14 protein-coding genes and 1 pseudogene are annotated in these 19,658 nt (G+C 70.9%); 12 read left to right on the top strand and 3 right to left on the bottom strand.

Annotation, left to right across the window (positions count from 1 at the left end):
• Positions 1 to 319 precede the first annotated feature (319 nt).
• Positions 320 to 683, bottom strand: a pseudogene (locus ACFW1I_RS17480) (transposase family protein); the annotation flags it as partial.
• Between the two features lie 119 nt (positions 684 to 802).
• Between ACFW1I_RS17480 and ACFW1I_RS17485 the strand changes: the two are divergent.
• From ACFW1I_RS17485 to ACFW1I_RS17525, 9 genes are all read left to right on the top strand, one after another.
• On the top strand, positions 803 to 4,438 hold the full coding sequence (locus ACFW1I_RS17485; RefSeq protein ID WP_384670560.1) for an amino acid adenylation domain-containing protein: 3,636 nt from the start codon (positions 803 to 805) through the stop codon (positions 4,436 to 4,438).
• 784 nt (positions 4,439 to 5,222) lie between these two features.
• Positions 5,223 to 6,194 carry an alpha/beta hydrolase gene (locus ACFW1I_RS17490; protein ID WP_384670562.1) on the top strand — a complete coding sequence of 324 codons (972 nt, stop codon included), beginning with the start codon at positions 5,223 to 5,225 and terminating at the stop codon, positions 6,192 to 6,194.
• A gap of 91 nt (positions 6,195 to 6,285) precedes the next feature.
• Positions 6,286 to 6,996, top strand: coding sequence for an acetate uptake transporter family protein (locus ACFW1I_RS17495; protein WP_384670563.1), 711 nt, complete (start codon positions 6,286 to 6,288; stop codon positions 6,994 to 6,996).
• 100 nt (positions 6,997 to 7,096) lie between these two features.
• The gene (locus ACFW1I_RS17500) at positions 7,097 to 8,998 is read left to right on the top strand and encodes an amidohydrolase (protein WP_384670564.1); all 1,902 of its coding nucleotides are present in this window, start codon (positions 7,097 to 7,099) and stop codon (positions 8,996 to 8,998) included.
• A gap of 38 nt (positions 8,999 to 9,036) precedes the next feature.
• Entirely contained in the window at positions 9,037 to 9,699 is a 663-nt protein-coding gene (locus ACFW1I_RS17505; RefSeq protein WP_384670566.1) for a hydrolase, read from the top strand.
• Positions 9,700 to 9,702: 3 nt separating this feature from the next.
• Positions 9,703 to 10,236 carry a DoxX family protein gene (locus ACFW1I_RS17510; protein ID WP_384670567.1) on the top strand — a complete coding sequence of 178 codons (534 nt, stop codon included), beginning with the start codon at positions 9,703 to 9,705 and terminating at the stop codon, positions 10,234 to 10,236.
• Entirely contained in the window at positions 10,233 to 10,817 is a 585-nt protein-coding gene (locus ACFW1I_RS17515) for a Dps family protein (RefSeq protein WP_384670569.1), read from the top strand. Before ACFW1I_RS17510 ends, ACFW1I_RS17515 begins: the two co-directional genes overlap by 4 nt.
• A gap of 63 nt (positions 10,818 to 10,880) precedes the next feature.
• The gene (locus tag ACFW1I_RS17520) at positions 10,881 to 11,756 is read left to right on the top strand and encodes an alpha/beta hydrolase (RefSeq protein ID WP_384670570.1); all 876 of its coding nucleotides are present in this window, start codon (positions 10,881 to 10,883) and stop codon (positions 11,754 to 11,756) included.
• Positions 11,757 to 11,978: 222 nt separating this feature from the next.
• Positions 11,979 to 12,692: a hypothetical protein gene (locus ACFW1I_RS17525; protein WP_384670572.1), complete on the top strand. Its 714-nt coding sequence runs from the start codon at positions 11,979 to 11,981 to the stop codon at positions 12,690 to 12,692.
• A gap of 21 nt (positions 12,693 to 12,713) precedes the next feature.
• Here the strand turns inward: ACFW1I_RS17525 and ACFW1I_RS17530 are convergent, their stop codons facing one another.
• Entirely contained in the window at positions 12,714 to 15,470 is a 2,757-nt protein-coding gene (locus tag ACFW1I_RS17530) for an AAA family ATPase (RefSeq protein WP_384670573.1), read from the bottom strand.
• Positions 15,471 to 15,780: 310 nt separating this feature from the next.
• Here ACFW1I_RS17530 and ACFW1I_RS17535 point away from each other — a divergent pair, with 310 nt between their 5' ends.
• Positions 15,781 to 16,428 (top strand): LuxR C-terminal-related transcriptional regulator, encoded by a 648-nt coding sequence (locus tag ACFW1I_RS17535; RefSeq protein ID WP_384670574.1) that lies wholly within the window; start codon positions 15,781 to 15,783, stop codon positions 16,426 to 16,428.
• Between the two features lie 304 nt (positions 16,429 to 16,732).
• Positions 16,733 to 17,392, top strand: a complete 660-nt coding sequence (locus tag ACFW1I_RS17540; RefSeq protein WP_384670575.1) for a LuxR C-terminal-related transcriptional regulator — start codon at positions 16,733 to 16,735, stop codon at positions 17,390 to 17,392.
• 67 nt (positions 17,393 to 17,459) lie between these two features.
• On the opposite strand, the gene ACFW1I_RS17545 is transcribed toward ACFW1I_RS17540, so the two are convergent.
• Positions 17,460 to 18,677 (bottom strand): cytochrome P450, encoded by a 1,218-nt coding sequence (locus ACFW1I_RS17545; RefSeq protein ID WP_384670576.1) that lies wholly within the window; start codon positions 18,675 to 18,677, stop codon positions 17,460 to 17,462.
• 262 nt (positions 18,678 to 18,939) lie between these two features.
• Here ACFW1I_RS17545 and ACFW1I_RS17550 point away from each other — a divergent pair, with 262 nt between their 5' ends.
• Complete coding sequence (locus ACFW1I_RS17550; protein WP_384670578.1) at positions 18,940 to 19,557, top strand: LuxR C-terminal-related transcriptional regulator; 618 nt, start codon at positions 18,940 to 18,942, stop codon at positions 19,555 to 19,557.
• The last annotated feature ends 101 nt before the right edge of the window (positions 19,558 to 19,658 follow it).

A 19,658-nucleotide genomic window follows, 5' to 3' on the forward strand; every position in this document is an offset into this window, starting at 1 on the left:
GCGCCCCCCCTCGCGCGCTCAGGGTCGGGGGGGGGGTCCGCCCCCCCCCCCGGGGCCCGGGGGGGGGGCGCGGGGGGGGGGGGCCCCCCCCCCCCCCCCCCTCGCTCGTCGCCGTAACAGCGGTACTACCAACCGGGCCAGACAATCATGAAAGGAACCTCCTCCCCGGAATCGCTATGGCATCCCGTTCTCTCGGAACTGATCCTCTTTCGAAACTCCTGCCGCTGGTGTTTCCACGTGTGCACTCCCGATAACCCGGCGTGAACAAACACTGAGCCTCTTTCATCTTGAACAGCTGTAGGTCAGCAGGGTGGGGAAGGTAGCGCTCGGGCCGTTCGCGGTGGCGGTAGCAGTACGGGGTGCGGAAGGCGGCGTCGGCGCCTTGGTAGGCGCGGCCGGCCAGGACGAGGGTCTGCCGGGTCACGCAGGCCTGGACGATGCCGTGGGCCCCAGCCGTGGTCAGATCACGGGCCGGCCCGGTGTCGCGCGGGAGAACCACAGCGGCGTGCCGTCGGGCCGGGCGATGACCTGCGCGTTCATGCCATGCCGGCGGTGCTTCATCAAGTGGTGCGGCTCTTCCGCCCGAACCCGGTCGACGGGAATCAGAGTGCCGTCGACGATGACGAGGTCTCCCTCACCGAGCCGATGAGGGCTTCGTGCAGGCCGGGTGCCCAGAAGACCAGAAACCCCCATGGCCTCGTCCACGCTCGAGAGCGGGTGTCACGAGCGAGCCAGGACAGCGGTCCGTATTCGAAAGCGAAAGGATCTAGCCATAGCCGGTACCTGTCCCTAGGTTGAGCCTATGATCGACATGGGCCTCCCCACCGGAACCGAGTTCGCCGATCTCGTTCCGGCGCTGCGCCAGGAACTGCCCTGGGCGTCCGTCGCCGTCCCCTCGTCGACGCGGCCCTGGAGCCCGCCCCTGGCCATCGACGTCTCGGCGGAGTCGGTCCTCGAGCTGTTGAGCGGATGGGCCCGGACGCAGCCCGATCGCATCGCTCTGGCCCACGGCGAACGGAGCCTCGACTACGGCGCGTTGGAGCTACGCACCACGCGACTGGCGCACGAGCTGCGCCTCGGCGGTGTCGAGCCGGGGCAGATCGTCCCGCTGACGATGGGTCGGGGCATCCCGTTCTTCGAGACCGCCATCGCTCTGTGGAAGCTCAGGGCCGGATTCCTCCCTGTCGACCCGGCGTGGCCCCGCCCCTGGCGAGAGAGCCTCGCGGTCCGGACGGGGTGCCCGGTGCACGTGACCGTCAGCACGACCCGTGAGGTGCCGGCCGGCACACGACGCATCGATGTGGACCTGCTCGACCTCGACGTGCCGGGTCCCGACCAGCCGTTCGATCCGGGGCCGACCACGGACGACGTCGCCTACGCCATGCGCACATCCGGTACTACGGGCGAACCGAAGGTGGTCGTGGTGGAGCACCGAGGCCTCGCACACCTGATCGCCGCCCAACGTGTCGCACTCGCCGGAATGGACGGCTCGGCCACCGTGCTCCAGTACTGCAGTCCCTACTTCGACTCCATGATCTTCGAATGGGGCATGGCTCTGGGAAGCGGGGGCCGACTGGAGATCGTCGACCCGCACCACTTCGCGACACTGTCCGAGCGGGAGCGCCACCGGATCACCCATGCCTGCCTGCCCGCGGTCGTCATCCGGACCCTCACGCCGGCCGACCTCCCGAACCTGCGGGTCATGGTCAGCAGCGGCGACATTTGTTTCCCTTCCACCGCCCGCGAGTGGTCCGGGCCCGTCCAGTTCGTCAACGGCTACGGGCCGACCGAGACCACAGTATGCGCAACCATGCACGTGGTCGAGACCAGTGAGGACGGTGGTAGCGTCCCCATTGGCACACCGCTTCCCGGGATCCGCGTCACGATCGTGGATGATCGGCTCGCCCCCGTACCCGATGGCGAAGCGGGGGAGATCCTCATCGGCGGGGAAGGGGTCGCCCGTGGCTATCTCGGTCAGCCCGATCTCACCGCGGAACGCTTCCCGCCCGACCCTGTTCTCCCCGGCAGGCGGGCCTACCGCACGGGAGACCTGGGGCGGGTCCGTTCCGACGGGGCGATCGAGTACCTGGGGCGCCGGGACGACCAGGTAAAGGTGCGTGGGCACCGCGTCGACACGGCGGAGGTCGAGCAGGCGCTCGCTGCGCTCCCCTCAGTCCGCGACGCTGTCGTGATCGCTGACAGCACCAGGATGACCGGATTTGTACGCACCGTTCCCGGCTCCACGGACAGTCAGAAGGACGTCCGTGACAGGCTCGCAAGGATCGTTCCCGCCTTCTTGGTGCCCGATCGCGTGCTCGTCGTCGAAGAATGGCCGATGCGCGCCAACGGCAAGATCGACCGTTCGCTCCTGCTTTCCACCTCCGGTGGAACACCGCCCGAACGCCCCGTCGATGCACCGCCGTTCGAACCTCTCGTCCGTAGCGTCCTCGCCGAACTACTCGACCTGCCCGACGTGTCGCCGGACGCGTCACCGGCTGCTCTGGGCTGCGATTCGCTCACCGCCATGCGGCTGGTGGCGCGCCTCCGCGCCGCGCTCGGCCGCACCCTCCCAGTCAGCGAGGTCCTCACCGCCGGGTCGGTCTCGGCCATTTCCTCGCTCCTTGTCGATGCCGATGCCGACGCCGCCGTTGTTCCAGGGGGTTCACCGGTCTCCACGTCCACGGCGTCGTACGCGCAGGAACGGATCTGGATCGCCCACGAGAGCACCACCGCGTCCATCGCCTACAACGGCCAATGCGTCTTGCGTCTCGCGGGCGAACTCGATCTCCGGGCCCTGAACGCTGCCCTCACGGAGATCGTCCGGCGGCACGACGTGCTGCGCTCCAGCCTGCGCCTCGGGGAGACGGGGGTGGAGGTCTCGCACGTTCCACCGTGGCGGGTCGAACTGCCCGTGGTGGATCTCACCGGTCTGGACCCGGCCGAGCGGGACGTCCAGGTGGGTCGGCACGTACGGGAGGCGGTACGCGCCCCCTTCGACGTGCGCAGTGACCGGCTGGTCCGCTGGCTGCTCGTGCGTCTGGCCGTGGACGAGCACCTGCTCGTCCACACCGAGCACCACGCAGTGCATGATGCCTTGTCCTTCAATGTATTCCTGCACGATCTGGTGACCGCTTACAACGCGTTCCAGTTCCACGGTTCGGCCGCGCTACCACCGCTTCCCGCCCAGTACGAGGACTACGCCCGACGACAGCGCCGCTGGTGCGCGTCCCCGGAGGCGGACGAGCAGCGCGCCTTCTGGACGCGCGCCCTGACGGATGCTCCCGCGGTGTTGCCCCTGCCTCTCGGACGGCGGACCGTTCAGGGGCGCGCCGCCACCCCCGGCGGCCGGCCCGGAGCTGCGCCGCGGCTGGCGGTAGACGGTGAGCTCGCCGCGGCCCTGGAACGGTTCGGCCGCCGTCACGAAGCCACGCTGTACATGGTCACGCTCACTGCCTACTTCGTCGCTCTGCACCGGATGAGCGGGGCCACCGACGTGCTGGTCGCAGCCGGCACGGCGGCCAGGACCTGGCCGGACACCGAGGACATGCTGGGCATGTTCATCAACACGGTGGTTCTGAGAGGCGACCTCGAGGACGACCCCACGCTGGCGGAGGCTCTGCGCCGGGTACGGACCGTCTGCCTGTCCGCCTACGACAACCAGGAGCTTCCGCTCGAAGAGGTGATGGCCGGACTGGAAATCCCCCGCGTCGACGGCGTCAACCCCCTGATCCAGGTGGCGTTCAACTTTCACGAGTCGCTTCCGAAGGCCTTCGATTCAGTGCCGTTCGACATCACGGTGATCGACGGCATGAACAACGGCACCACCAAGTTCGATATCAGCGTGACGGTCTTCCCCCGTTGTTCCTCTCCCGGCCGGACGAGTCGTCACGAGGGAGCTCTCCTGCGCATTCCCCGGTCGAGCCGGGCGGTGCTCCCGAGCCCGCCACGTTCACTGTCCGGGATGGATGTGGTCTGGAAGTACGACACCGACCTGTTCGACGCGGAACAGGCGCGTGCGATGATCACCTCGTACGTCGACGTCCTGCGTGCCATGGCCGACGCGCCGGAGACCCGGCTGTCGGAGATCGACGTCCTTCCCGTGGCCGGTGATCTCTCTGGCCGACCGGGCCACCTGCGTGTCACGCCGAAGGACCACGATCACCACACGATCTCGCGAGCGCCGCGAACGGCCGGAGAGGGACGCCGCCCCGCGTCGGTGCACGAGAGGCTCACAGCACTCGTCTCCGAGCTCCTGGGGGTCCCGCTTCCTCAGGGAGAGGACGACTTCTTCGCGTTGGGCGGCGACTCCCTCACCGCCGTCCAACTCCTGAGTGCCGTGAGCAAGGAGTTCGGGGTCTCCATACCACTGGAGCGGGTCTACGCCGATTCCACTCTCCTCGGCATCACCGCAACCATCGAGACGGAGGTGCGATGTTGAATTCCCGCCCGGTCCGGAGGCTTCGTCTTCTTCCCCGTACGTCTGGACCGACATGTCACCGGGTCCGCCGGACCGGTCGAAAGGGCATGGAAGGTCCAGCCGGCCTTCGCCATCGACCCGGTGTGCGTCCGGGTACTCGCTGACTGTTTTATGCTGAAGCCACTCGTCCCGTCGACACCGCACCTACTACGCAGCCCAAACGCCTCGGTCTCAGGATGGTCGACCGCGCGTTGGCGATCTCATGGGGATGCGCTGCCGTCTCGGTCGTGAAGCCGCCGCACCGGTCCGGAGGAGCGGAGGCGGGCGCTGGCCTGGCCGCCGCGTCGAGAGTCGGTTCTGCGTCAACGCGATGCCCGCGATCAGCGCGGGGGCTGTGCCGCTTCCCTGCCCGGTGCGTGGGGCGCTTCGACCGGAAGGCGCATCCGATGGTGAACCGGCACCTCAAGAGCAGCCTTCCTCGCACCCTCGCCGGACCAGGAACCAGAACGGACTCGTCGCCGGAACGTACATGCCCTTCCACAACCGGCAACGTCGAGAGCGATCCGCTCGTCGAGCCACCATTTCCACACGCCTCTTCGACCCGCAGCGGTATGCGACTCGTGGCACGTTGTCAGGGCTGTTCCTCAGCGCCGTTCGGGCCTCACGCCGACGCGGATGTGCAGTCTGGGTCATGCACACTGCGCAATGCGGCAACTTGGGCGGGGCGGTCAAACCTACTGTTCCACTGCCGCCTCGAAGGAGACGAGACCGGCGTCCACCGTCCTCGCAGTGAACAGGTCGAAACATGACACAGCCCCACCCCGTCACGCCCGTCCTCGAACCCGCCGCCGCCGCGTTCGCCGAGGCCACCGCCAAGCCGCCGTTCCTGTTCCAGATCCCACCAGCGGAGGGCCGTGCGGCCGTCGACGAGGTGCAGTCCGGTGAGATCGTCAAGCCCGAGGTCGACGAGGAGTGGGTGACCGTGCCCGGGGGGCCCACCGGCTCCGTCCGCGCCCGGATCGTGCGCCCGGCGGGAACGGCCGGAACCGTCCTGCCCGTGATCGTCTACATCCACGGCGCCGGCTGGGTCTTCGGCAACGCGCACACCCACGACCGCCTGGTCCGGGAGCTCGCGGTCGGCGCCCAGGCCGCCGTGGTCTTCCCCGAGTACGACCTCTCGCCCGAGCACCGCTACCCGGTGGCGATCGAGCAGAACTGGACCGTCGCCCGCTGGGTCGTCACCGACGGTGCCGCCAAGGACCTCGACCCGGCGCGGATCGCCGTCGCCGGCGACTCCGTCGGCGGCAACATGAGCATCGCCCTGACACTGACGGCGAAGGAGCGCGGCGGCCTGCCCCTGCTCCAGCAGGTCCTCTTCTACCCCGTCACCGATGCCGCCTTCGACACCGGCTCTTACGAGCAGTTCGCCGAGGGCTACTTCCTCCGCCGCGACGGCATGCAGTGGTTCTGGGACCAGTACACGACCGACGAGAACGAGCGTGGACAGATCACCGCCTCCCCGCTGCGCGCGACCACCGAGCAGCTCACCGGCCTCCCGCCGGCCCTGGTCATCACCGCAGAGGCCGACGTCCTGCGCGACGAGGGCGAGGCGTACGCGAACAAGCTGCGCGCCGCGGGCGTGCCCGTCACCGCCGTTCGCTACCAGGGCATCATCCATGACTTCGTCATGCTGAACGCGCTGCGCGAGACGTTCGCCGCCGACGCGGCCATCGAGCTCGCCACCACCACCCTGCGCCGGGCCCTCGCCGGTTCCTGATCCGCCGCACCGGCCCCCGTACCGGTGGGGCGGGAACCCCCCGTACCCGCCCCACCACCCCGGCCGGGCTCCGCCCAAGGAAGGCCGCCCCGTGACCACGCACGACAGCGACAAGCCGGCGGAGTCCGCCGGCCGCCACCACGAACCGGATCTGCGCAGCATGACGCGGATCAACCTGCGCCCCATCGGCTCCCCGATGCCGCTCGGCTTCTACGCGGTCGCCATCGCCTCGGTGATCGTCGGCTGCTTCCAGCTGGGGGCCTTCGAGGACGACGCGCGCCGGGCAGTCGGCCTCGCCATCCTGCCCGCCTTCGTCCTCCAACTCCTTGTGAGCTACTTCTCCTTCGGGGCCCGCGACGTCGTGGCCGCCACGCTGATGGCCTGCTTCTCCGGCCTGTGGCTGGCGACCGCCCTCACTCTGATCACCGACGCGCCGGGCGGCACCCGCGTCCTCGGCGTCCTCAACGCTGTCTTCACTGCGTTCGCCCTGCTGATGGCCAGTGTCGCCGCCCGGAAGCGGGCGCTGTGGCTGGTGCTGTGCGCGGCAGTGCCCAGGTTCGCCGTCGCCGCCCTCGCCAACCTCACCGGCGTGGCGTGGCTGGGCACGCTCTCCGGAGTTCTGGGCCTGATCCTGGCTGCCATCGCCCTTTACACGGCCTTCGCGCTGATGCTTGAGGACATGCGTGGGGAGGAGGTTCTCCCCATCGGCCGTAGTGGCCCCGCCCACCGCGCCGTTGAGGGCGACCTGGCCGTCCAGCTGCACAACATCGAGCGCCAGGCAGGTGTGCGGCGCACCCTCTGACCTCTGTACGCGTACGGGTGATCTGTGTACGAGCCCGCCGGCGGCCCGAGCCGGCTGTACGAGTCCGTCGAACGAGCCCTCCCCACGAGAGCGAGCACCCATGACCACCATGCCGGTCGTCGGCATCACCCCCGACCACGACCTTCCCGAGGGCCGGGCCGCTGATCTGGTCCTGCGCAACGCCAAGATCCACACCGGTGATCCCAGCCGGCCAGCCGCCTCCGCGCTCGCGGTGCGGGACGGCCTGATCACCGCCCTCGGGGACGACCACGACATCGCCGGACACGTCGGCCCGGGGACGCGCGTCGTCGACGCACTCGGCCGCCGTGTCGTACCCGGCCTGAACGACTCACACCTGCATGTCATCAGGGGTGGCCTTAACTACGTCCTCGAACTGCGCTGGGACGGCGTCCCCACCCTGCGGCAGGCGCTCGCCATGCTGCGGGAGCAGGCCGGCCGCACCCCGAAGGGGCAGTGGATCCGGGTCGTCGGCGGCTGGACCGCGGAGCAGTTCGCCGAACGGCGGCTGCCCACCCCTGCCGAGCTGACGGCGGCTGCCCCCGACAATCCTGTCTTCGTCCTGCACCTCTACCAGTCCGCGATTCTCAACCGTGCCGCCGTCCGGGCGGCTGGCTTCACCAAGGACACGCCCGACCCGCGCGGGGGACAGATCGTCCGCGGTCGTGACGGTCAACCCAACGGGGTCCTCCTCGCCGCCCCCTCCGCGCTCGTCCTCTACTCCACGCTCGCCGCCGCCCCCGCCCTCGACGAGTCCGAACGGGCCCTCTCCACAAGGCACTTCTTACGCGAGCTCAACCGCTTCGGCCTCACCTCGGCGGTCGACGCCGCCGGCGGATTCCAGAACTTCCCCGACAACTACGCCACCGTCATCGACCTTGCCGCCGCCCGACAGCTGACCCTCCGGATCGCCTACCACCTCTTTCCGCAGACCGCCGGGCAGGAACTGGCCGACCTCAAACGCTGGGTCGACACGGTCCGTCCCAACGACGGCGACGCCTGGCTGCGGCTCAACGGCGCGGGGGAGAACCTCACCTGGGCCGCCGCCGACTTCGAGAACTTCTCCGAACCCCGCCCTGAGCTCGCCCCCGGCTACGAGAGCGAGTTCGAGCAGGCCGTGCGTCTGCTCATGGAGAACGGCTGGGGGTTCCGCCTGCACGCCACCTACGACGAGACCATCCGCCGCGACCTCGCGGTCTTCGAGAAGCTCGCCGCCGACGGTCTGTTCCCGGCCGGCAACCGGTGGCTCTTCGATCACGCCGAGACGGTCACCCAACACAGCCTGGAGCGGATCGCCGGGCTCGGCGGCACGATCAGCGTGCAGAACCGGATGTCCTTCCAGGGCCGGGCGTTCACCGACCGCTACGGAGCCGAGGCCGCCGCCCGCACCCCGCCCGTCACCGACATGCTGGCCCTCGGCCTGCCGGTCGCCGCCGGCACCGACGCCACCCGCGTCTCCTCGTACAACCCCTGGGTCGCCCTGCACTGGCTGGTCACCGGGCACACCGTCGGCGGGCTGTCCCTCTACCCGTCTGACCGGCTCGTGTCCCGAGAGAAGGCGCTGGAGATGTACACGCGGGGTGGCGCCCGCGTCACCGGCGAAGAGGACGTCAAGGGAATCCTGAAGGAAGGCCACTACGCCGACTTCACTGCTCTGACGGACGACTTCTTCACCGTCCCGGCTCACGACATCCCGCATATCGAGTCGGTCCTCACCGTCGTCGGCGGCCGTGTCGTCTACGGGGCGGCCGAGTACGAGGGACTGGACGAGGCAATGCCGCCCGTCGCCCCCGACTGGAGCCCCGTCGCCCGCTTCGGCGGCTACCACGCCACCCCGCCGCCGTCCCGCCAGGGCGTCCGTCAGGCGGCACTGCTCGCGGAGGCCGCGGCGGAGTCCGAAGAACACCGTCGGTGGCGCGCCGCCCGCGGTCGCACCACCCCCGAGGCCGCCGGGGGCGTCCTCGACCCCTGCTACCTGCCCTGAACCGAATCCATCCACCCGAAAGGCAAGGCCACCCACCCATGAGCACCGTCCAGAACGCCCACGCTGCCCCCAGCCCCGACCTGCTCACCCCCGACAACGCGATGATGCTCTTCGTCGACCACCAGCCGCAGATGTTCTTCGGAGCGGCGAGCGCCGACCGTGCCGGGGTCATCAACGCCACCGTCGGTCTGGCCAAGGCGGCAACCGTCTTCGACGTCCCGGTCGTGCTGTCCACCGTCGCCGCCGAGTCCTTCTCCGGACCGATCCTGCCGCAGCTGCGCGAGGTCTTCCCCAAGCAGGACATAGTCGACCGCACCACGATGAACGCCTGGGAGGACCCCGCGCTCGTCGAGGCCGTCAAGGCCACCGGCCGTTCCAAGATCATCCTGTCCGGCCTGTGGACCGAGGTCTGCCTGGTACTGCCCGCCCTCTCCGCGCTCAGCCAGGGCTACGAGGTCTACGTCGTCGCCGACGCCTCCGCGGGCGTCACCCCGGAGGCGCACGAGCACGCCATGCAGCGCATGACCGCCGCCGGTGCCGTCCCGGTCACCTGGCTCCAGGTCCTGCTCGAACTCCAGCGCGACTGGGCCCGTTCGGAGACGTACGCGGCCACCCTCGATGTCGTCAAGCAGCACGGCGGCGCGTACGGCATGGGCGTGGTCTACGCCCAGTCGATGATCGACCCGAACGCGGTCGGCTGACCCATGGACACCGGTCTGCTGATCCTCCGCCTGGTCGCGGGCCTCCTGATCGCCGGACACGGCGTGCAGAAGGTCAGCTTCCGGCTCGGCGGCAGCGGGTTGGCAGGCGGGACCGAGGAATTCCGGCACGACGGCTTCCGCGGCGGGGCGCTCACCGCCCTCGCCGCGGGGGCCGGCCAGCTCGGCTCCGGCCTGCTGCTGGCCTGCGGAGCCCTCACCCCGCTCGCCGCCACCGGCGCGATCGGCGTGATGACCGTGGCGCTCACCGTCAAGTGGCCGCACGGACTGTGGGTGCAGAAGGACGGCTACGAGTACCCGCTCGTGCTCGTGACGGTCTCCTACGTCCTCGCCCTCTCCGGCCCCGGCGGTTACTCCGTCGACCAGGCCCTCGGCCTGCTGCCCTGGCCCGCCTGGGTGGCCGCGCTCGCCCTGCCGGCCGGAGCGGGCAGCGGGTTCGCCGTACGTGCCCTGCTGCACCGCCGGGATCCCGCCCCCACCCGAACGTCACCACCGACCGATTCCCGGAGCACCCGATGACCCCGTCCACCGGCACCACGGCCCCCAGCGGCGCGCAGCCGCTGCTGCACCAGAAAGGCCACGAGATCCAGCCGTTCGGCACGGTCAGACAGTTGCCGATCGGGTTGTCCCACGACGCACGGATGTACGCCTGCCAGCGCCTGAACCGGGTCCTGGCGGACACCCAGATGCTGCACGCGCTCTACAAGAAGCACCACTGGCTGATGCGCGGCGCCACCTTCCACCAGCTCCACGTCCTCCTCGACCAGCACGCCGAAGCCCAGCTGGAGATCGTCGACACCCTCGCCGAGCGGGTGCAGAGCCTCGGCGGCGTCGCCGTGGGCGATCCCCGGCACGCGGCCGAGATCACCTCGGTGCCGCGACCGCCCGACGGGGTGGAGGAGGTGCCCGCGATGCTGTCCCGGCTCCTTGAGGCTCACGAGCTGATCCTGATCGACGCCCGCGACGCGGCCCGCCGGATCGCCGAACTCGGCGACGACGGCACCAACGACCTGATCGTCTCCGGCGTGATCCGCGTCGGGGAGCTCCAGGCATGGTTTGTCGCCGAGCATCTGGTCGACACCCCCCTCACCCGCCTGTAGCCCGACTTCCCGAACCCGGTCCGCCTTTCACCCCCTCAGCACCCCAGCACCCCAGGAGAACACATGTCGTCGTCCGACGCCCCGCCCCCGCCCGCGTCCTACGCGCGCGACCTCGCCCAGATCGAGCGCGCCAACGCCACCGGCCGGACCCCGGTCGTCTTCATCCACGGCCTGTGGCTGCTGCCCACCAGCTGGGACCGGTGGGCAGCGGTCTTCGAGAAGGCCGGCTTCGCTCCCGTCACCCCTGGTTGGCCCGACGACCCGGAGACCGTCGAGGAGGCCAACGCCCACCCCGAGGTGTTCGCCGGCAAGAGCGTCGGCCAGGTCGCCGACCACTTCTGCGACCTGATCCGCAAGCTGGACCGCACACCGGTCGTGATCGGACACTCCTTCGGCGGACTGATCGCCCAGATCACCGCCGGACGCGGGCTGTCCCAGGCGTCCGTCGCCATCGACCCCGCCCCCTTCCGAGGTGTGCTCCCGCTCCCGCTGTCCTCGCTGCGCGCCGCCAGCGCCGTCCTCGGGAACCCGGCCAATTACCACCGCGCGGTCCCTCTGACGTATGAGCAGTTCCGCTATTCCTTCGCCAACGCGGTCAGCGAGGACGAAGCGCGCGAACTGTACGCCACCTTCGCCGTCCCCGCCCCCGGCGAGCCGCTCTTCCAGGCCGCCGTGGCCAACTTCAACCCGTGGACGGAGGTCAAGGTCGACACCATGAACCCCGAGCGCGGTCCGCTCCTGCTGATCTCCGGGGAGAAGGACCACACGGTGCCCTGGGCCATCGCCAACGCCTCGTACAAGAAGCAGGCGCAGAACAAGCACGCCGTCACCGAGATCACCGAGATCCCCGGCCGCGGCCACGCCCTGACCATCGACAGCGGCTGGCGCACGGTCGCGGACACCGCCCTCGCCTTCGTGCAGCGGTTCGTCCAGCCCTGATCCTGCCTGTAGCCCCGCGCCCGTCCCACCGGCTCTCCGGGACGGGGGCGGGGCCCTGTCCGGGGCGGCTCGTATCTGCCCGTTCGTTCAGCGTCGCCGCGCTACCGCGCACGCATGCCGAGCCTTTGTCGTTCTATAAACCTTTTCAGGCGATTTGTGATGCATAACGGTTAACTATATTCCCCCTGTCGTTGTACGAGGCGAGCGGAAGGAGCCGCACCCATGGGGGAGTACAGGGAACGAGGGGCACGGGTCGTCGCCGTCGTCACGCTCGGCGGAGGCGGCGAGCGGGGTGGGGACCCGATGCGACGGCGCCGGGTGCGCGGCCACGAGGTGGTGAACCTGGCGTGGAGTCAGGTGGGTGCGGTGTGGCGCGGGGACGGACCCCGGCCCCTGCTCGCCGTGCTCGACCTCATCGACGAACTCCCTTGCGGACAGGCGGAGGCGTACGTCAGATGCCTGAGGCTGCTCTGGCCCGTCGTCGTCGCCACCAGCCGGCCGGAACACACTGCCGCGCTGCTGGGGGCCGGGGCGCTCAACGTACTCGACCGGAGCGCGCCGCCAGGAGATCTGAACGCCAGGCTGAGTGCCGATCTGCGATGGGTACGGAGGACGGACGCCGGACTCCGCGGATCCGCGCCGCGTGGGTGGAGGCGGCCGGCGAGCCGTGCGGCGGTGCCCCCTTTCCGTACGCAGTCGCTCCTGCTCGACATCCTCACGTCGTTGTCCGGCCCCGTCTGCTGCCACGACATCCGCGGCCTCCTCGGCACGCCCGAACTGCCGATGTCGCTGCCCGCGCTGCGCGGACGCATTCAGCGGCTCGCCCCCTATCTCGCCGAGCGCGGTGTCGTCTGCGGGAGGGCGGTCAGATGGGGGGCCGACACCATCACCGTCTCCGCCGGCGAGGAATCGGCGGGGCGGCCTCGCGCCGCCTGACCCGGTGCGCGCCGCCGGGCGTCACACGGCGGGGGAGAGGAGGCGCTCCGGCGCCGCGTATCCCAGTCCGAGGAGGCGCTCGTGCAGCGCCGCGCGCGAGCGGACGCCCAGCTTGGGGAAGAGGTTGTAGAGGTGGGTGCTCACGGTCCTGGGGGACAGGAACAGCCGCTCACCGATCTCCTTGTTCGACAGGCCCGACGCGGCCAGCCGGGCGATTTGGAGCTCCTGCCGGGTGAGATCCGCAGGGTTGTCCGGAGGGCAGCGCTCAGGAGCGGGGGCCGGCGGCGAGCTGTCCCGGGGCTTCGAGGCTGCCATCGGCTCCAAGAATGCCGCGAGCCGCGCGAGGGCGAACGAGCCCGACCGGGCGCCGGGCAGGCTGAGCACCGCGTCCCGCATCGCGGAAGCCTCCGCGCGCGGCGCGACCATCACCCGCGCCGCGGCGACCGCCAGCCGATGCTGCTCCGATCGGTGTGCCAGACCCTTCGCCTCGGCTCCCGACAGGTGCATCCGCGCTTCGTGGGAGCGCCCTGTACGGACGGCCGTCTCCACCAGGTCGAGGAGCAGTGCCGGTTGGAGAGGGGAGAGCGCCGGGCCATCCGCTGCGGCCGCCGAGGCCCGCGCCGTGTGTGCGTGCGCCCGCTCGTACTCCCCGCGGGCCAGCGCCTCCCACGCCCGTGCCTGGTGCGCCATGACGGCGGTCGGCCCGGACCCTTCGGTCCCCGGGGCAGCTTCCGCCGCGGGGATCGGGTCGCCCGAGGCGGCTGTGACCAGGGCCAGTTGGGCCTGTGCGTACGAGGTGGTGAGGCGTAGCGTGTGCCGCTCGGCCAGGGCCAGCATCTCGGTGGTGAGGGCCACGGCCTTCTCCCGCTCCCCGCACAACAGGGCATCGAGCCCGAGCAGTCCGAGAGCCTCCGTCACATCGAGAACCGCGCCGCCCCGCCGCCCCCGGTCGATCACCCGGGCCAGCGGCCCGCGGAACGGCTCCATGGCGTCGACGGCGAGGGCACACGAGGCCAGCCGGAGGACATGCCCGGCGGACACATCCTCCGGGAACTCGTCGACAGCCGCCGCGAGCCGGGCCGGCAGCCGGTGGTCCTGGCCGACCAGGGGCGTGGAGACATCGCGAACGAGTCGGGCCCACGCGGGTCCCGTACCGAGCCGGGACGACGTGGCGTGCCACAGTTCGGCATCGGCGGTGGCCATGGCCAGATGGATGAGCCGACCAAGGATCTCGTCCCGGCCGCCGTCGTCGCCCGCCGGCCCGTTCTGGTAGGAGTCGAAGGCACCCAGCAGCAGCGCGAGCGCGGCCCGCCCGTCGCCGTTCTCCTCGGCGACGAGGATCGACCGGGTGAGGGCGGCGGCCACGGGGTCCGCCCCGGGTGACTCCCGGTCGGCGCGGGCGAGCAGGTCCGCGGCCTCCCCGAGCGACCCCGCCCGCGCCGCGCTCCGCGCCGCCCGGGTGAGGAACGCGGCTCGGTCCCCGGCCTCGTACGCGTGCTCGGCCGCTTGGGTGAGCGAAGTCAGAGCGACGGTCGCGGCACCGGTCGCTGCAACCCGTACGGCTCCGGCGGCCAGGGCGTGCGCCGCCGTAGGCTCGACCCCCACGGCGGAGAGCGTGAGATGGTGCACCTGCCGCTCCGCCGGCGTACCGGGTACGTTCGCCAGGGCCCGGTGGGCGGCCCGCCGCCGGTCGGCGGAGGACTCGGCCACGGCCACGGCGCGCAGCAGCGGGTGGCAGAACACCGTCCTGCCGTCCCGCTCGCCCACGCGCAGCATGCCCGCGTCCTCGGCGGCCACATAGGCCCGGCCCGCCACCTCCCAGCCCTGGGAATGAGCGGACCAGACGGCCCGGGTGTCCCCGCTCCCCTCCAGGGCCGTAAGGAGCAGCAGTTCCCGGACGTGGTCGGGAAGTTCGCGCAGCCGCGGGGCGAAGGTCCGCAGGAGCCGCTGTCCGAGGGGGAGGTACGCGGGCAGCGGCTCCGTGCCCCGGCGCTGGTCCGCGCCGAGGGCCCTGGGCAGTTCGACCAGTGCCAGCGGGACGCCACCGGCCTCGGTGACGACCCTTTCCACGACGTTCCGCGCCAGGCCCGGGTGGTGCAGGTCGAGGACGGCCGTCGCCTCCCTTCTGCCCAGGGGGCCGAGGAGCATCTCGGGGACGTCCCCGTCGAAGGGGCCAGGCGCGCTGGTCGTCGCGGCGGCGACGAGCGCCAGTGCGGCGTCCCAGGTCCGCCTGGCCAGGAAGCTGATCACGCCCAGGCTCTGCGCGTCGAACCAGTGGGTGTCGTCCAGCGCGAGCAGAACGGGTGTCTCCTCGGAGGTGAGGCGCAACAGCCGCAGGACCGCGTTGCACAGCAGGAAGGGGTCGGCGGGCGCGCCGGTGGAGAGCGTCGCTCCGAGGATCCGGGCCTCGTCCGGCGGCAGGGCGTCCACTCGGCTCCGAACCGGGCAGAGCAGCTGGTGCAGTGCGGCATAAGGCATGGACGACTCGGCGGGCACGCCGGAGCCCCGCAGGACCAGCACTCCCTGCCGTTCGGCCCGGTCCGCGAAGGACGCGAGGAGCGCGCTCCTGCCCATGCCGGCTTCTCCCCGCAACAGCAGCGGCCGCACCCCGGAGCGGTCCCGCAGGCCGGTCAGCAGCGCGTCGAGACGCTCCGTCACCCAGCCCCGACCGGTGAGCGGCCACGGCAGCGGCTGGTCGACACCCATGGAGCCGATGCCCGTGGAGTCGTCCGCCGGGGAGCCGGCGCCCATGGAGTCGTCCGTCCGCCCACGTTCCATTGCCCACTCGCTCCTCACCGCTGTCGCGACGTGTCGTTCAGTCCGTCTCGGTCAGCACACCACGGCCGCGCCCGCACTCCCGCGAGGTCATTGAGGATGGTCCCCTTCGACCATCGGACGTGTTCGCGGGGGCACCTTCAGGGGCGGTCGGAGCCTGATTCGAACTCCCTAACGTCCAGCTACGTGCGAGCGGCCTGAGCATGATGACCGGCCCACAGCGGCCGACCGCAGGTACATAACTGTCAGGTAGGCGCAGGTCCGATCCCCGTGCCGCCGCGCCCCCGCCGAACCGACGAAGGACGACACCCCGATGCTCCAGTCGCACCTCGCTCCGCTCTCGCTGACCGTGCACGCCAGGGACGCCCTCACCCGGGACGGGATCACCGCCTGGCTACGTCGCCGAAGCGCCGTCCGCGTGCTCACCGCGGGGACGGGCGAACGAGTCGATGTCCACCTGCTGCTCGTCGGCGCGGTGACGGAGTCCGTACTCGGCGAGGCCATCGCCCTGGCTTCGGCACCGGACCCCGGAGGGACGAACAAGGTCCTGCTCGTCGGCGACGACATGGACGACCGGCAGCTCACCCGTGCCCTCGACGGCGGACTCGCCGGCTATCTGGTCCGCAGCGAGACCCGGATGGGGGAGGTCGTGGCCGCTGCTCGGCGCTGCCGCGCTGGGCAGGTGGTCCTTCCGTACACCCGTCTGAGCGCCTTACGGCCTGAGACCGGAGGGGATGCGGCCGACCGGTCCGCGGCAGGAGCGCACGGCGTCGGTTGGTCTGCGCGGGAGGCCGCGGTCATCCGGCTCGTCGCGGCAGGCTGCGAGACGCGGGAGATCGCCGCCGAGCTGCGCCTGTCGGAGCGCACGGTCCGCAGCACCCTCTCCCGCATCCTTCAGGTCCACGGTGTGCGCAATCGCACTCACGCCGTCGCCGCTGCCGTGCGGGACGGCGTGATCTGAGCCGCTTGCTGAAAGTGGATCTTGAGCTCGTGAAACGCCCTTTCGAAGGGAACCGCCCCCCACTCCCTACCCGGGATGGAGGTGCGGGGGGAGAGGGGGCGGATGGGTGCCGTCGAGTGCGGACCGTGTCCGGAGCGATCCGCGGCCATGGGGACACCTTCGCGAGGAGTGGGGGGATGCCCATGCGTGCACTCGCTTTGACCGGTGCGGGTCGAACGCTCCGCGTACCGCGGCCGGGACCTGGAGGGCTGCCTACGCTGCCACCGATCGCGGGGTGCGACGCCCAGACGACGGGAGCTGATTCATGATCACCGAAGAAAGGCCGGCCCGGACCGCCCTGGCACTCACCGTCCTCGCGACGGACTCCATCACTTGCAGTGGCGTCGAAGCCTACTTCCGTTCGCGCGAGGGCATCGAACTCCTGCCGAGCCGGTCGGAGGAGGCGGAGGTCGTCCTGCTGCTCGCGGGGGCCGTCACCGAGGAGGTGATCGACTGGATGCGCGAGGCATCGGAGCAGTCACGCGAACCGGACATGCGGATCGTCCTGGTGGCGAACGAGATCGCCGATTGGCAGCTCATCCGCGCCTTCGACCACGGGATGGTGAGCTTCCTTACGCGGGCCACCACCACCCTGGCGGAGCTCGACGAGACGGTCCGGGCCTGCCGGAGCGGCCGGGCCGAGCTGCCCGGGAGCTATGTGCGGGCGCTGATAGACCGGATGCGGGCGGTCCAGCGGGACGTGCTCGCGCCCCGTGGACTGCCCCTGTCCCCGGCCGAGTTCTCGCTGCGCGAGCTGGACGTCCTCCGGCTTCTCGCCGATGGTCACGACACCGCCGAGGTGGCGGCGCGTCTCAGCTACTCCGAGCGGACCATCAAGAGCACGATCGCCGGAGTCGTGCAGCGGCTCGGGCTGCGGAACCGGTCGCACGCCATCGCGTACGCCATCAAGGCCGGTGTTCTCTGAGGCCCGCCGCACCGGGGGCTCCGACCCCTTACGGAGCCCCCGGAGGGAGGGTCTGCCGCCTGCCTCCTCAGCCCAGGAGGACCGGGATGGACCGGAAGCCGTGGGCGATGAACGACTCGATCGGCGGCAGGTCGTCCGCCGGCGAGGCCAGACGCAGCCCGGGGAAGGCGTCGAAGAGCGCGGGTAGCGCGATCCGGGCCTCCATCCGGGCCATCGGGGCGCCGAGGCAGCGGTGGACGCCGTGGCCGAACGCCAGGTGTTCCTTGTCGCCGCGGGTGATGTCGAAGAGACCGGCGGTCGGCCCGTATCGCTCGGGGTCGCGGCCGGCGGCGGCGTAGCCCGCCACGATCGCGTCGCCCGCCGAGATGACCGGGCCACCCTCGACGGCGATGTCCTCCACGGCGTACCTCAGCGGCAGACTGGCCACGCTCGGCGCCCAGCGCAGGGTCTCCTCGATAACGTCGTCCCAGGTGGCCTCGCCCGCGCGAACGAGGGCGAGCTGGTCGGGGTGGGTGAGGAGCGCGTGCACCGCGTTGCCGATCAGGTTGACCGTCGTCTCATGGCCTGCCGAGAGGATCAGCAGCAGGGTGTCGATCAACTCCTGTTCGGTCAGCCCCTGCTCTTCGTCGTCACGGGTGGCGATGAGGTCGCTCGTCATGTCGTCGCCGGGGGCGGCCCGCTTGCCGGCGATCAGTTCGGTGAGGAGACCATAGAGCATCTTCTGCGTGGCCATCACCTCCTCGGCTCCGGCGGCGGTGTTGAACACTCCGTCGACGGCACGGCGCAGATCCGTCCGCATGGAGTCGGGCACGCCGAACAGGGCGCAGATCACCTGGATCGGCAGTGGGTGGGTGTAGGTCTCCCGGAGGTCGACGGGGTGCGCGGGGTCCGTGATGGCGAGCTTCCGGAGAAGGTCCCCCACGATGTCGCGGACGAGCGGCTCCATGGCCTCGGTGCGGCGGGCGGTGAACGCGGGGGCGACGAGCCGTCGGAGCCGTCGGTGCTCCATCCCGTACGCCGTGAACATGTTCCGGACTGCCACCCACGTGTACAGCGGCCACGTCTCGGGGATCTCGCCGGCGCGGAAGGCAGGCCAGTGGAGGTACGGGTCCTTCGAGACGCGGGGGTCGGTGAGCAGCCGCTTGAGGAGCGGCTGGCGTGTGATGGACCACGCCTCGATCCCGCCGGGGAGCACCACGGGGACGCACGGTCCGGCGGCACGGAGCCGGTCCGCCTCGCCCTGGATGTCGTGGCCGAACGGATCGATGGGTTGAGCAGTGCGCATGGGAGTCCTGTCCTCGGAGTGGCGGACGGCTGGTACGGGTGATTGCACCGGTCATGTGCCCGGCGGACCATCTCCTGACCGTCCGATGACACCAATGACCTGAGGGCGTGCACCTGCGGGCGAAAGGTGACCTGAGGGTGTGCACGATCGGCCATGTCCCGTGCTCGCTCGGTCACGTGGTCAGGCGGGAAGGTGCACCATGCTGTCCCCGGAAAGTCGACGACTCTGCAAGCAGTCGTCTCCGTGATCCAAGGAGGTGGCCGTGACGCCGGTACGCGTCAGGGTCGTGGGCGGCGACCCGATCTCGAACGCCGCCATGAGCGCCCTCTTGGAGGGCGAACCGGGAGTGGAGGTCCTTCCCCCGGAGCGCTTCCCCGAGGCGCGAGTCGTGGTGGCGGTCGCCTTCGACGTGGACGACGGCTTCCTGGCCCGGATCAGGCAGGCCGTCGTCGAGGCCCGCACTCCGTGCGTACGCCTGGTGATGGTCGCCGACGTGATAACCGAGGCCCAGCGGGCCCAGGCCAGGGCCTACGGCCTCCTGCACCTCCTGCACCGCAGGACCGTGGACAGCGACACCGTGCTCCGCGCCGTCATGGAGTCCTCCGGCCCCGACGCTGCCGGAGCCCGGCCACACCACCCCGAGCGGCGGCACCGGGCCGCCCGGGAAGCCCCCTCCGCTCCTCGTGAGACGGCTCCCCATCCGTGCGAGCGAGACGTGCTGCGTCTCCTCGCGGAAGGGCTGAGTACGGCGGAGATATCGACACACCTGAACTACTCGGAGCGCACCATCAAGGGCATCATCCACCGGATGCTGGTCCGGCAAGGGCTGCGCAACCGCCCGCACGCCGTCGCGCACGCCCTGCGCAGCCGGCTGGTGTGACGGGGCGGGAGGATGACGAAGAGCGGGGGGGGCGCCGGGGGCGGCCCCCGGGGCGAGCGCCGGGTGAGGGGGGCGCCGTGGGCCGGGGCGGCGCGCCGCGC

The sequence above is a fragment of the Streptomyces sp. NPDC058955 genome, from assembly GCF_042741435.1.
Classification (GTDB): Bacteria; Actinomycetota; Actinomycetes; order Streptomycetales; family Streptomycetaceae; genus Streptomyces.